This window comes from Clostridium sp. SGI.024, assembly GCF_050315195.1.
GTDB lineage: Bacteria > Bacillota > Clostridia > Clostridiales > Clostridiaceae > Clostridium.
In genome coordinates this window covers 23022-38597 of the sequence record NZ_JBNPON010000031.1, presented here as the reverse complement: position 1 = coordinate 38597, position 15576 = coordinate 23022, and the positions used below count along the sequence as shown (strand labels likewise).

The following is a 15576-nucleotide window of genomic DNA, read 5'->3' as shown; positions in this document are numbered from 1 at the left end:
GGGGTTTTAGATGGAGAAGGAAATAGTATATGCTCATGAGCATATAACAATAGATTTATCTGGTATAAAGAAAGACAAAGATTGTTTTTTAAATAATAAAAGTCAAACAATAGAAGAGTTTAAAGAATTAAAGAATAAAGGTGTTTCTACTATTATAGATGTTACTAATAGAGGTATGGGTAGAAATACAGACTATGTAGCAGACGTTATTAGAGAAACAGGGCTAAATATCCTTCAAGCTACTGGATATTATAAGGAGCCTTTCTTACCTGAAGAGGTTTATAGAATAAATGAAAGAGAAATGGCTAAAATCCTAATTGATGAAATTGTAAATGGAATTGATGGAACATCTACTAAAGCAGATGTTATAGGTGAAATTGGAACTAGCTTAAATAAGATTGAAGATATGGAGCTAAAGGTTTTTGAAGCTGCTTCAAGAGCTCATGTTGAAACTGGAAAACCTATAATTACTCATACAACTTTAGGAAAGTTAGGTCTTGAGCAAATTGAAGTATTTAAAAAATTCAATGTTGATTTATCTAAGGTAACACTAAGTCATATTGATTTAAGTGGTGACTTAGAATATATGCTTAGATTACTTGATACAGGTGTTAATATTGCATTTGATACAATTGGCAAGAATAATTATCAACCAGATGAAGATAGAGCAATCTGGTTAAAAGAACTTTGTGATAGGGGATATAGTAATCAAATAGTATTGTCTATGGATATCACAAGAAAATCTCATTTTAAGGATAATGGAGGTCTTGGTTATAGCTATTTAATTGATAGTTTCTTACCAAGATTATATGAAAAAGAAATTTCTAATGTGCATATGGAAAATATGTTAGTTAATAATATAAAAAATATTTATGGCCTTAAATAGGAGGAAATTTATGAGAACTTACCCATTACATTCGATAAATTTAGAGGAAGCAAAGAAATTACAATTTAAAATAATAGATACTATAACAAAGCATTTTGATGGTAGAGAAATATTATCCCTAGGTGACTTAGGGGTAGTAAAGGGGTTAAATAAACCAACATATACTAAGAAAGTAGAAAATGTTTTTGCAGAAGTATTTGATGCAGAAGCAGCAATATTAGTAAGGGGAGCAGGAACAGGAGCTATAAGATGGGGTCTTATAAGCTTTATGAAAAGTGGAGACACAATCTTAGTACATGATGCACCGATATATCCTACTTCTAAAGTTACTATTGAAACTATGGGACTTAATGTTATTACTGCTAATTTTAATGATTTAGAAGATATTAAAAATGTAATTTCTAAACATCCAGAAATTAAAGGAGCTCTAGTTCAAAATACTAGACAAAAAATAGATGATTCTTATGATTTAGAAGAAGTAATAACAACAATAAAAGAAGGAAATTCAAATATAAGAATAATCACTGATGATAACTATGCAGCTCTTAAGGTGAAAAAGATAGGAAATCAATGTGGAGCTGATCTTGGAAGTTTTTCTTGCTTTAAGATATTAGGACCAGAAGGTGTTGGTGTATTAATAGGTAAGAAGGATTTAATAGATAAGGTTTATTCATTAAATTATTCAGGTGGAAGTCAAGTACAAGGACATGAGGCTATGGAAGCATTAAGAGGCTTAGTATATGCTCCAGTTTCTTTAGCAATTCAATCTGAAGTTAATGAAGAGTTAGTTAGTAGATTAAAAGGTGGAGAAATTCCAGAGATAAAGGATGCTTTTCTTGCAAATGCACAATCTAAGGTTCTTTTAGTAGAGTTTAAAGAGGAAATTGCTGAAGATATTTTAGAATTAACTACTAAGTATGGAGCAGCATCTCATCCAGTAGGTTCTGAATCTATATATGAATTTGTTCCAATGATGTATAGAGTATCTGGAACCTTTAGGGCAGCAGATCCAACCCTTGAAAAAAGAATGATTAGAATTAATCCAATGAGAAGTGGGGCAGATACTATAATTAGAATATTAAAGAGTGCAATAGAGGAAGTTAGAGAAGTAAAGTAAGGAGGAGCAAAGGTGTTTCTTGAAAAAACTATAGAAAGAAATAAGGAATTAGTTCAATCTGCATTTAATCTCCATAGAGAAGGATTGATTTTACCAGATACTTATGTTATAGACTTAGATACTTTAATAGAGAATGCCAGAAAAATAAAAGAAGAAGCTGACAAGTATGGAATTAAGCTTTATTTTATGACTAAGCAAATAGGAAGAAACCCTATTATAGCTAAAGAATTAATGAATCTTGGATATGAAGGTGCTGTAGTAGTTGATTTTAGAGAAGCTGAAGTTATGATTAACAATGGTATTAAGATTGGTCATGTTGGCCATTTAGTTCAGATACCTAAGTCATTAGTTGAGAAGGTAGTTAAATCTAAACCAGATTATATTACAGTTTATACCTTAGAAAAGGCTAAAGAAATTAATGAAGTTTGTGAGAAGTTTGGTCTTAAGCAAAACATTATGTTAAGAGTATTAGGTGAAAATGATAATTTATATTCAGGTCAATATGGTGGATTTAAATTAGAAGAACTTAAGGAAGTTGGAAAAGAATTAATTAAGCTTAAGAATATTAATGTTGCTGGAGTAGCATCCTTTCCATGTTTCTTATATGATGCTGAAAGTAATGAAGTTAAGAGAACAAATAATATTGACACTATTAAGGAAGCCAAAGAAATTCTTGAAAGAGAATTTGATATAAAGATAGAACAATTAAATATGCCTTCTGCAACTTGTGTAAATACAATTGAGAAGATATATAAAGAAGGTGGTACTCATGGAGAACCAGGACATGGGTTAACAGGAAGTACACCATATCATAAGTATAATAATGGGGTAGAGCTTCCAGCTATGGTTTATGTAACAGAAGTATCACATAATTTATTAGATAAGGGGTATTGCTATGGGGGAGGTCATTATAGAAGATCTCATATGGAAAATGCATTAGTTGGAGAAAGTGTAGATAATTCAAAGATAATTAAGGTTATTCCTCCAACAGATGAAAATATAGATTATCATTTTGAGTTATCAGAAAGATGTAAGGTATCAGATACCGTAATAATGGCATTTAGAACTCAAATTTTTGTAACAAGAAGTAATGTGGCTTTAGTTAAGGGGATAAAAAATGGAAAGCCAGAGATAGTTGGAATTTATGATTCACAAGGAAAGAAATTTTAGTGAAGAGGAAATAGTGAAAAGTTAAGAGCTTAGGACGTTTTGATACACAAAACTAAATTAAGTAAATATTTCATTATTTATCTTAATAATTGAATTAATAGTTATAGAAAAAGGAAATGGATGATAGAGGATGGATTAGGTTACAACTCTGCTGAAATTTCTTTTTTATTTCAAAAAAAATTGATAACAGGGGATAAATAGTAAAAGGGATTTAAGGAGGTTTTTAAATGAATAAATTTATAGTTATAGTTCTTGATGGTTTTGGAATAGGAGAAATGGATGATGTAAGAGAAACAAGACCTCAAGATATTAATTCAAATACTTGTATTCATATATTAGAAAGAAGAAGTGATTTAAAGCTACCTAATTTGGAAAAATTAGGTTTAATAAACATAATAGATAAAGAAATAAATGGAATGAAGAAAAATCCTAAGGCAACTTATGGAAAATCCAATTTAACTCATTTTGGAGCAGACACTTTCTTTGGACACCAAGAAATAATGGGAACAAAGCCAAAGATGCCATTTAGAGAACCTATAAAGAATAAAATAGAGGAAATTTATAAGGCATTAAAAGAGGCTGGATATAAGGTAGAATATAAATATGGAAAGCAAGAAAAATATCTTGTTGTAGAAGATGCTCTTACTGTAGCAGATAATATAGAATGTGATTTAGGACAAGCATTTAATATAACTTCTGCCTTAGACTTAATTCCTTTTAATAAGGTATTAGAAATTGGACGCATAGTAAGATCAATTGCAACAGTACCAAGAGTAATTACTTTTGGGGGAAAGGGTATAACTTTAGAAGATATACTAAATGCAGAAGAAGAAAAAGAAGGTGGATATATTGGGATAAATGCACCGAAATCTGGTGTTTATAATGATGGTTATGAGTGTATTCATTTAGGATACGGTGTTAATCCTAAAACTCAAGTATCAACTATTTTATCAGAAGAAAATATACCAGTTTACTTACTAGGTAAGGTAGCAGATGTAGTTATAAATGAAAAAGGTACAAGTATCCCTATGGTAGATACAGAAAAAGTTTTAAAGAGAACTATTGAAATATCAAAGGAAGTAGATAAAGGATTTATTTGTTGTAATGTACAAGAAACTGATTTATCAGGACATTCTGAAAATGTAGATAGATATGCTGAAAAATTACAAATAGCAGATAGGTTAATTGGTGAGCTAATGAATACTATCAATGGTGATGATATTTTATTAATAATGGCAGACCACGGCAATGACCCAACTATAGGCCATAGTAAGCACACAAGGGAAATGGTTCCTATAATGATTTATGGAGAAAATATAAAAGAAGGCTTTATTGGAGAAAGAAAAACTCTTTCAGATGTTGGTGCAACAGTAGCTGATTATTTTAATGTTAAGAGTCCAGAAAATGGAGAAAGCTTTTTAAAAGATATTATATCTGATGAGGTGTAGAGGAGTATGGATAAAGATGCTAAGGTTTATAGAGCAAAGGTATTAGCAGAACAAAATTTATATATGTCAGTAGTTTCGATAAATAATAATCTAGAAATTGAAGCAAAAGAAAAAATGGATGATGTTTTAACCTTTGGTGTCAAAAATACTGTGGATATTCTAGTTTCAATAGTGGATAAATTGAGGGAAAATTCAAAATATTTATTATTATCTGTGGATAAGATGTCCCACTTGGGGAGAAGTATAGATACAGACTTAATAAATCCATTAACTTATAGATGTATGACTGGTTCAAGTAGTGGTACAGCTATAAATATAATTAAAGGAATAAATGACTTTGGGATAGGTACAGATGGTGGGGGTTCAGTATTAGCTCCTGCTCTTAGCACCAATTTATATTCCTTTATTGGATCAGGAGTAAATTTAGTTACAGGAAAAGGAAGTTTATCCACAGATAGCATAGACTTTACTGGAGGAATTGGTATCATTTCTAAGAATTTACCTATATTAAAGGAAGTAACAGAAGATATATTAGATGAAGAACTAGAAAGTAAAGATGAAGTTATTAGAGTTTTAATTCCAAAAGCGAATTTATTGAAGTTACCTGATGGCGTAGATATGAGAGAAGAAATAGATAAAGTTATTAAATTATTAGATAAGAATAAATTCAAATTTTTAGATTATGATTTTGATAATATATATGAAAGAAGCATAGGAATAAGAGAAATAAATAATATATTTGAAGGTGATTTAGCAGATACTATATTAACTTATGAAGGACCAATAGATGTTTATGGCTATGATGAAACAATACAAAGAAGTTTCAAGGGAAAAGTAGAAAAAGAAATAACTTCTAATGGAGGAAAGGCTCTAGTTAAATCAATAAATATGTGTAAATGTACAGGTATTACAGTTCCTGGAGAAAAATTATCAAGTGGTTTTGTTATCTGTGGAAAACATGGAAAAGAAGGAATGAATAAAGCTTTTGATTTAGCATCAGAATTAGATTCAGTAATAGATAAAAATGAAACATTTCAAAGATACTTTATTAGAAGAGAAAAGTTCGTTGAACCTATAAAGTTATAAATATATAAAAATATATGATTTAATACCCTAAAGGAAAGAAGTTATCCATATAGGGTATTTTATTTTTTATAAATTTGTTAATCAAAATGTATTAATTTCCTAATATTGTTCCCCAGGGAAGTAGTAAATAAATGGTAAAAATTAACTAAAATATATTGAAATATATATTTATATACAATATAATAAATACAAACAATAATATATTATTAAAGTGTGTAATCAATTAAGGTTGAGCATTAGCTGAAGAGGTGCTTTTAAACTTTTCAGCTTTTTTTTATGAAATATATGTAAATAAAAGCCAAAAAAGTAATTAAATATATGAATGGGTGTGGTTAATAGTTGATTTTGTAAATTATTATATTACTAAAAATATAAGTTAAAAATAGTTAAGGGAGGAGAGTAAATAATATGATAAAAAAATCTAAAGAGTATTTAGCACTAATGCTAACAAGTTTAATTTTATTATCTAATATGTCTGGAAGTATAAAAGTTTCAGCTGAAACAAAAACAGAAAAAATTGAAATAAAACAAACAGAAGATTCTAAATACGAAATTTATCCTGCACCACATAAAATAAGCTACGAAGAGGGAAATCTTTCTTTTAGCAGTGGTGTAAACGTTATTTTTGAGTCGGGTATAGATAACTATACAAAAAGTAGATTAGAGAATGAGATATTAAAGGTACACAATATTAGTTATGAAGTTTCTAAAACTAATGAAATTGCTAATGATAAGACAAATATCTTAGTTGGAATCAATGGGTCAGGTGAAGTTGTTGATAGTTATTCAAGGAAGTATGCAATAGAAACTGAAAACCTTTTTGAAAAAAATGATTCATATTTTTTAGCAGCTGATAAAAATGTAATAACAATTTTAGGAAGAGATACAGATTCAGCTTTTTATGGATTAACTACTTTATATCATATATTGAATCAAAAAAATGATAATTCTATAAAAAACTTTAAAATTGAAGACTATGCAAATGTAGTAACACGGGGATTTATAGAGGGTTACTACGGAAATCCTTGGTCTGTTCAAGACAGAATTGACCTTATGACTTACGGTGGATACTATAAGTTAAATGCTTATTTTTATGCACCAAAGGATGATCCAAAGCATAGAGTTCAGTGGCGTTCATTATATACTGAAGATGAGCTTAAATGGATTAAGCAACTAGCTGATGCAGGAAATGCTTCTAAAACTAGATTTGTTTATGGAATTCATCCTTTCCCAGGAAATGATCCTTTTGGAATTAACAAAAATGAAGCTGGATATCAAAAGGATTTAAATGACTTAAAGTCTAAGCTTAAGCAAGTTATAGACCAAGGGGTTAGACAAGTAGCTATACTTGCAGATGATTTTGCTAATCCTGGTGGACAGTTAGGACTTAGATTAATAAATGATATGACTAATTGGCTCAAAAATGAAGTTAAATTACAATATCCTGATATGAAAACAACGTTACCTTATATTCCGTATGATTATATGGGAAATGGTTCAAGTAATGAGTTTAATTATCTAAAACAATCTCCAGAAAATGTTCAAATTGTTATGACAGGAGGAAGGATATGGGGAGAAGTGTCTCAAAGTTTCTCAAGTACATTTAAAAGTAATACAGGAAGAGCTCCTTATTACTGGATTAACTGGCCATGTTCAGATAACTCAAAACAACATTTAATTATGGGAGGTAATGATACCTTCTTACATCCTGGGGTAGATCCAACTCTTATTGAAGGTATAATGTTAAATCCAATGCAACAATCAGAAGCCAATAAATCAGCCCTATTTGCAGTTGCAGATTATTCATGGAATATATGGGAAAGTAAAGAAGAAGCTGATCAAAACTGGCATGATTCATTTAAATATATGGATCATAATACAGCTATAGAGACAGAAGCATCAGCTGCTTTACGTGAAATAAGTAAGCATATGATAAATCAAAATATGGATGGTCGTGTAAGAGCATTACAAGAATCCCTTGAATTAGCTCCAAAAATAACAGCATTTAAAGAAAAATATTCTTCTGGAGCAAAGGTTAAAGAAGATGCATTAGAATTAATAAAAGAATTCAAAAAGCTAAAGGATTCAGCCCAATATTATAAAAATAATCCAGGAAATGAAAAGACAAGAGATCAAATTATATACTGGTTAAATTCTTGGGAAGATACAACAACAGCGGCTATTGAATACTTAGAGGCTATTATCTCAAATGAAGAAGGAAATAAAAGTGACTTATGGACCCATTATTCACAAGCTAAATCAGCTTTTGAAAAATCAAAAACTTATGGCTTTAAATATGTAGATCATATTCAATATGCAGAGGTAGGAGTTCAGCATATTGTACCATTTATAAAGAATATGGAAGGAATCTTAGCACCAATAGTTGCTGGAATAGTTGACCCATCTATAATAGTACCGTCAGTTATAACTAATAGAATAGATCTTCCAACAGGAAATTTAAATAATATATTAGATAATAAACCTTCAACAGAAGTTGTTTATAAGAATCCAAGTAGTATATCAGAAGGTACTTATATCGGGATTAAGTATAATAGATTAATTAAGATTAAGGATATTGAATTTTTATTAGGTGCTATAGCAAACCCAAATGATACAATGCAAGAAGCTAAGGTTCAGTATACAGTTGATGGGAGCAATTGGATTGATTTAGAAGAGGGTAAGCTATATACTATGCCAAATAAAATTACTATTGATAAATTAGATTTAGAGGCTATGGGTATTCGTATTATAGCTACTAAAGAAAGAACTAATACTTGGTTAGGAATTAAGGACATTACTGTTAATAAAGATAATATTGCAGATGATTCTGAAATAAGGCCAACAGTAATAAGAACTCAATGGCCACAAATATATCAAGGTTCTGAAGCTAATTTATTTGATGGAAATGATTCAACAGATGTTTGGTATAAAACACATGCTGGTGATATTACTAATGTTGGAGACTATATTGGAGTAGATTTAGGAAAAGTAATTCCAGTTGGAGAAGTAAGATTTGTAACTGGAAGAAATGGCTCATCAGATAAATGGACTAGTTATAAATTAGAATACTCCAAAGACAATATAAATTGGACAACATTTAAAGAATATAATGGAAAAGCATCTGGACAAGATATTATAGAGGAAAATCTTGAAGGAGTAGAAGCTAGGTATGTAAGATTAACTAACAAAGTAGCTCTTAATAAGTGGATAATATTTTCTGAGATTAGTGTGAAAAGATATGGAAGCAATTCCTCAACCAAAAATGTATATACTAATACTGAATTAGAGCTTTTATCAGTTTTAGAAAGTGAAGAATTGACAAAACTAGTTCCAAAAGAAAATATAAATTTACTTGATAATGAATATATTGGAATTAAATTAGATAGAATAAAAGATTTATCAGAAATTAACTTAGAAGTTTCCAATAAGGATGGATTAGTATTACAAACATCTATGAATGAAATTGAGTGGAATGATGTTGATTTAGAAAATATGAAGGATTTACAAGAGGCTAGATATATTAGATTGATGGCTAATAAAGAAGTTACATTTAATTTAAATAAGTTTGAAGTTAAATCTAATGAAGTATATCCTCCTTCATTAAAAGAAGCTTTTGTTCCTATAGATGGAAATGTTGCGAATATTTTTGATAAAAATTTCAATACTTTAGCAAGGTTTAATTCATTCCCAATTAAAGATAGAAGTATAGTATTTGATTTAGGTCAAACTATTAATATAAGAAACCTTACCTATGCAGTCTTAGACACAGAAATAGATTATCTAAGAGATGCTAAATTCCAAATCTCTTCAGATGGAGAAAATTGGACTGATGTTATTACTATAGGTGATGGTATACAAAATGATGATACTGATGCTAGCTCTAAACCAGTTGAATGCGGATATGAACATGGAGATAGTACAACTATAGTACCAATTTCTCATGCTTTTGTAAGAGGTGAATTAGAATCAGATAAAGAAGCAAGGTATTTAAGAATTTTATTTACTGCAGATTATATGTATAGATGGATAAAAATAAGCGAAATTCTAATAAATGATGGAGAATATATACCAACAGTTAATGATCCAACTTATGTATCTAATCCAATTGAACTATCAGGTTTTTCACCACAAAATATTAAAGATAAGAATCTAACTACAGCATATAAGGCAAATACAAATAATGGTGAAATTAAATCAGGTAGCTTAACTTATCGTTTATCTGAAAATACCGATGTTAAAAAGATAAATATAGTTCAAAGTGGAAATGAAATTTCAAATGCAAGGGTTATGGTTAGAACTGGATACAATCAGTCAGGAGAAGGAATATGGGAAGAACTTGGAAGGTTAGATAAGAGTTTAACTGAACTTGTAAATATGAAATATGATAATATTTTTGAAATAAGAATTGATTGGCAAGGAGCTGCCCCTACTATATATGAAATAGTAACAATTAATAATTATAGTCTGCCTAATATAACTGATTTAGAAGAATTAGTATTAAGTTCAGAAATTTATAAGTCAGATGAGTATACAGTAGGTAGTTATACTAAATTTACTGAGGCTTTAAAATATGCAAAAGATATACTTAATAACTTGGAAAATGCAAATCAAGAAGAAATTGATAAGGCTAAAGAAAGCTTAGTAACTTCAATTACTGATTTAGTTAATATAGAAGAATTACGTTCTATTATAGAAAGTGCAAATAATTTAATAAATAGTGATACTGAATATACAGAAGTTACATTAAATGTATTAAAAGAGTCAGTAGAAGCAGCAAATGTAGTTTTAAACAATCCAGATGCTACAAAAGATGCCGTATCAGAAGCTATAAAAAATGTTAAAGAAGCTATAAATTCTTTAGCCATAGATGAAATAATTCCAGTAAATAAGGAACAACTTAAAGCTACAGTTGATATAGCAGAATATATTACAGAAGAGGAACTTTCAAAGGTTGAAAATATAGCTTCAGTTAATAAGTTTAGAGAAGCTTTAGAAGAAGCTAGGATTATACTAGCTGATGAAGATGCAAATCAAGAAAGTATAGATGCTACTACAACTAATTTAAAATCAGCAATTGAAGGCTTATCATTTAAAAATAATGATAAAAAGCCACTAACTTCCTTAATAGAAAAAATAATGAATCTAAATAATGAAAATTATACAGAAAAATCTTGGAGAATATTAACAGAGAAGTTAGAAATGGCAAAGGCGGTTCTTATAAAGGAGAATGCAAGTGAAGAAGAGATAACGAAAGCTTATAGTGAATTGTTTAGAGCCTTTTCTGAATTAAAATTAAAGCCAAGCAAAGAAAGATTAGAATCTTTAATTAATAAAGCAGAAGGTTATACAAAGAAGTATTATACGAAAAACAGTTTTGAAGTTCTTAGTGAAAAGTTAAAGGAAGCTAAGAAGGTATTAAAGGATAAAAATTCTACAGAAGCTGATATCTTAACTGCAGAAATTGAATTGCAAAAAGCTATAGATCAGTTAGTGGTAAATAATAGTAACAATAATAATAGCAATAATAATGATAAAAATAATAACAATAGTGGCAATCTACCTTTAACTGGTGGAACTTCAACTATTGTTTTAGGAGGAATCGCATCATTACTTTTGGCAGCTGGAGTTGTATTAAGAAAGAAGAAATAGTATAGCACTTAAGATTAAGACCTCAAAGTAAGAATTATTCTTTGGGGTCTTTTTATAAAATTAAAGGGTTTTAATGGGTTAAAAATTATTAAGTATTAATTTTACTTAGTATTTTTATAAAAGATTTATGGAGGGAAAAATATGAAAAAAATAAGAAAATTAGTGGCTAGCATAGTTATTGCAGGAATGATATTTGAAATGGCACCAATTAGAGTTTTTGCAGTTGAAAACACAAATGTAAGACCACCAGAAGCACATGGACCGTTACCCAATTCATCCCAATTACAATATCATGAAGAAGAGTTAGCAGCTTTTATTCACTTTGGTATGAATACATTTACAGGAGTTGAGTGGGGAAATGGTAGAGAAAATCCCAATAGTTTTAATCCTACAGATTTAAATACAGATGAATGGGTAAGAACATTAAAAGATGCGGGGTTTAAGAGAATTATTTTAGTGGGTAAGCATCATGATGGCTTTGCACTATGGAAGAGTGAATTTACAGAACATGATGTAGATAGTAGTACAAATTGGCAGGCTACAATGGGAGGAGAAGGTGATGTACTAGAGGAACTTTCCAAGTCATGTACTGAATATGATATGGATATGGGAATTTATTTATCACCATGGGATGCTAATGCAACTTCTTATGGATATGGCACAGGAACAAATGAAGAAACAGACAGCAATGGAGACTACAATGAATATTATATGAACCAATTAAGAGAAATACTAGGAAATGATAAATATGGTAATAATGGAAAATTTGTTGAAGTATGGATGGATGGAGCTAAGGGAAGTGGAGCTGCTGCTCAAAAATATAAATTTAATGAGTGGTTTGCTTTAATTGAAGAACTACAACCAGGTTGTTTAGTATTTAGTCCATATGGTACAACTGTAAGATGGATAGGAAATGAATCAGGTAAAGCAGGGGATCCTGTTTGGTCAAAGATTAATCAACAGCGTGTAAGAGATAGATATGATCAAGGTAGAGGTGAAGAAACTAGTTATTTAAATGGTGGAGACCCAAATGGAGATATATGGAGCGTTGGTGAATGTGATGTATCTTTGACAAGTGGATGGTTTTGGCATGCAGGAAACAGTCCTAAGAGTATGGAGGAATTAACGGATATATACTTTAAATCAGTTGGTAGAGGACAACCTTTATTGCTTAATGTTGCTCCTGATAATAGAGGTCGTTTCACACAAAATGATATTAATAGAATAAAGGAATTTTCAGATGCTATTAAGAACTCTTTCGATGAAAATTTGGCAAAGCCTGAAAATGCTACAGCTACAGCTTCTTCAATTAGAGGAAATAGTTCTGAATACAGCCCAAATAATGTTTTAGATGATGATGATGATACTTATTGGACAATGGATGATGGACAAACAACAGGAAGCTTAACAATTAATTTAGGAGGAGAAAAGACCTTCGATGTTGTATCAATTGAAGAATATATAAAATTAGGTCAAAGAATTTCACAATTTTCTGTTGAGGTATTTACAAATGGTCAATGGAGGGAATTTGGTAGTGGATATACAATAGGTGCTAAAAGATTAGTGAGAGGTAATGAAGTAAGAGCTAGTCAAATTAGAATAAATATTAGAAATTCACAAGCTGTTCCTTTAATTGAAAACGTTGAAGTATATAAGTTAGATAATTCTTTTGAGTTAAAATCAGTTGTGCCATCAGGTACAGATTTTATTGATAATGTAAATTTTGAAAATAAAAATAGTTGGACTCAAGAAAGTATCGGAATAGGTAGTACAGGAATGTACAGTAGTTCAAGAGGCACTCATGCAAGCTTTACTTTTACAGGAACCAAGGCATGGATTGTTGGTACTTTAGATCCGAATCATGGAATTATGGAAGTTTACATTGATGGAGTAAAGGTTGCAGATGTAGATACCTATAGTTCAAGAAGAGCTATTTCTCAAGTATTATACACAACAAACGATTTACCAGAGGGACAACATACTGTTAAAATAGTTGTTAAGGGCGAAAGAAATTCAGCGGCAAATGGAAATGCAATAGGCTTAGATTGCGCTTATTATTTAAATAATAATGGTGCAGGAATGTTTGAAATAGAAAATACTAGCTACACTGTCTATGAAGGTGAAGAAAAAGAAATTACTATTAAGAGAGTTGGAGGAAGCAAAGGTCCAGCTACAGTACATTTCTCAACATCACCAGATAGTGCTGTTCATGGTAGGCATTATGGGGATGTAAATAAAACTATAGAATTTGTTGACGGGCAAACAACTGCTAAGGTATCAGTTAGTGCTATAGATAATACTGAAAAGTCAGGAAACTTAAAATTCTACTGTAATATTAACGATGCTACTAATGGTGCAATAATAGGACTAAATAAAAAGGCAGAAGTAACCATTATAGATAATGATGTTGATACACCATATACTGTAGAAAATCCTTTTATTTTCCCTAGTACTTTAAATAATAAGAAATTATTAGAAGCGGAATTATTTACACTTATTCCTATTACAGGAACTAACAATGTAAGAATAACAGATAGAGCTGCAGCAAGTGGTGGTAAAATGGTTACTTGGTTTGAGCCAGGCAATATAATAAAGGTTCCATTCTATGCTCCAAAAGCAGGTATATACACATTTAATATGTCTTATGAATCAGGAAGATCTGAGGGAAATTTAAATAAAGTTAATTGGAGTGGAACTAACATAGAATCAGGAAGTAAGTCAGTTCCGGGAACTGGAACTCAAAGACCAATACCAATTATAAAAACAAGCTTTGATGTTGTAGTTACAAATGCTGGTGCTGGAGAATTAATTTTCACATCAGATTCACAATCTTCACCAAATATTGATTGCTTTGAAGTAACAGCTAAAGAGTTAGTAGAAACTAATTATACTATTACAGCAGTTGCAGGAGAAAATGGTAGTATCACTCCAGCTGGCTCAGTAGTTAAAAAAGAAGGAGAATCAGAAAACTTTACATTCACACCTAATGAGGGCTATGTAGTTAGTGATGTATTAGTAGATGGAGTTTCTGTAGGAGCAAGAAATAGTTATATTATTGAAAATATCCAAAAGGATACTAGGATAGAAGTTAGATTTAAAGTAAGAGAAGTAAATCATCAAAATAGTGAAAGTAATCCTATTCTTTTAACAGGTAATGAAGTGTTAGTGGAAGGTGAAAACTTAGAGCTACAAGGTGTAGGTGGAGAAATAGAAAATAAAGCTGGAGCTAGTGGCGGAAAAGTTGTTGGCTGGTTAGGTAGAACAAGTAGAGGAAATGCTTGGGTAAATATGTGGGTAAATACAGAATCAGCTGGATTATACGATATAGAAATTAGGTATTTATCAGGAGCAAATGACACTTTATTCTATGTAAATAATGATGAATCAATTTCAGGAAGTGTTGATTGCCCATTAACATTACCTAACTTTGGAACAAAAACTTTTAGAGTTTCACTTAAAAATGGATTAGATAAAATAAAATTCTATAACAATGAAAGATCAACAATTAATATTGATAGCATAAAGATAACAAAGGTAGAAATAACTGTAGACAAATCTCAACTAAATAAATCTATAGAAGATGCAAATAAAATAGACACATCAAAATACACTGCAAATAGTTTAGAAGAATTTAATGAAGCATTATTAAATGCAAATAGAATAGTATCAAAAGAAGATGCTACACAAGAAGAAGTTAATGGAGCTATAAGTAGATTAAATACTTCTATAAGTAATCTTGTGATAAAGGCAAATAAAGAAGAATTAATTGCAGCAGTAGAAAATGCAAATAAAATAGACACATCAAAATATACAGCACAAAGTTTAGAAGAATTTAATGAAGCATTATTAAATGCAAATAGAATAGTATCAAAAGAAGATGCCACACAAGAAGAAGTAGATAAAGCAACATTAGAAATAGCAAGTGCTATTGATAACTTAGTTGAAATTAATAATGACAAGATTGATGATGACAAGATTGATGATGACAAAACTGATGGTAATGCTGGTAATGATAAAAACAACAGTGGTAAAGGTAATACTGATAAGTTACCTAATACAGGAGCAGTAATAGGAGGCTTATCAAGTATGGTAGCAATTGCATTAACAACAATAGGTGCAGTGTTATTTAAGAAAAAAGAAGATTAATTTTTATTAACAATTAATGAGGTAGTTATTTTAGACCTCAGAGAATCTAGATAATAAAAATCTGAGGTCTAATA

The 15576-nt window shown here is 30.0% G+C and carries 7 protein-coding genes; all 7 read left to right on the top strand.

All coding sequences use genetic code 11. The annotated features are described in order from the left end of the window. Positions 1-10 precede the first annotated feature (10 nt). Entirely contained in the window at positions 11-886 is an 876-nt protein-coding gene (locus ACQRD5_RS10075) for a phosphotriesterase family protein (protein ID WP_291630757.1), read from the top strand. Between the two features lie 10 nt (positions 887-896). After that, positions 897-2003, top strand: a complete 1107-nt coding sequence (locus ACQRD5_RS10070) for an aminotransferase class V-fold PLP-dependent enzyme (protein ID WP_291630760.1) — start codon at positions 897-899, stop codon at positions 2001-2003. A gap of 12 nt (positions 2004-2015) precedes the next feature. Continuing rightward, entirely contained in the window at positions 2016-3173 is a 1158-nt protein-coding gene (locus ACQRD5_RS10065; protein ID WP_291630762.1) for a YhfX family PLP-dependent enzyme, read from the top strand. Between the two features lie 227 nt (positions 3174-3400). Next, the gene (locus ACQRD5_RS10060; RefSeq protein WP_291630764.1) at positions 3401-4621 is read left to right on the top strand and encodes a phosphopentomutase; all 1221 of its coding nucleotides are present in this window, start codon (positions 3401-3403) and stop codon (positions 4619-4621) included. A 6-nt stretch (positions 4622-4627) separates the two neighbouring features. After that, positions 4628-5707 (top strand): amidase family protein, encoded by a 1080-nt coding sequence (locus ACQRD5_RS10055; protein WP_291630766.1) that lies wholly within the window; start codon positions 4628-4630, stop codon positions 5705-5707. A gap of 408 nt (positions 5708-6115) precedes the next feature. Continuing rightward, positions 6116-11356 (top strand): beta-N-acetylglucosaminidase domain-containing protein, encoded by a 5241-nt coding sequence (locus ACQRD5_RS10050; protein ID WP_291630768.1) that lies wholly within the window; start codon positions 6116-6118, stop codon positions 11354-11356. A gap of 141 nt (positions 11357-11497) precedes the next feature. Then, entirely contained in the window at positions 11498-15502 is a 4005-nt protein-coding gene (locus ACQRD5_RS10045; RefSeq protein WP_291626472.1) for an alpha-L-fucosidase, read from the top strand. Positions 15503-15576: the final 74 nt, after the last annotated feature.

Coding starts and splice junctions, on each gene's coding strand:
- ACQRD5_RS10075 (WP_291630757.1), top strand. CDS start 11: ATGGAGAAGGAAATAGTATATGCTCATGAGCATATAACAATAGATTTA.
- ACQRD5_RS10070 (WP_291630760.1), top strand. CDS start 897: ATGAGAACTTACCCATTACATTCGATAAATTTAGAGGAAGCAAAGAAA.
- ACQRD5_RS10060 (WP_291630764.1), top strand. CDS start 3,401: ATGAATAAATTTATAGTTATAGTTCTTGATGGTTTTGGAATAGGAGAA.
- ACQRD5_RS10055 (WP_291630766.1), top strand. CDS start 4,628: ATGGATAAAGATGCTAAGGTTTATAGAGCAAAGGTATTAGCAGAACAA.
- ACQRD5_RS10050 (WP_291630768.1), top strand. CDS start 6,116: ATGATAAAAAAATCTAAAGAGTATTTAGCACTAATGCTAACAAGTTTA.
- ACQRD5_RS10045 (WP_291626472.1), top strand. CDS start 11,498: ATGAAAAAAATAAGAAAATTAGTGGCTAGCATAGTTATTGCAGGAATG.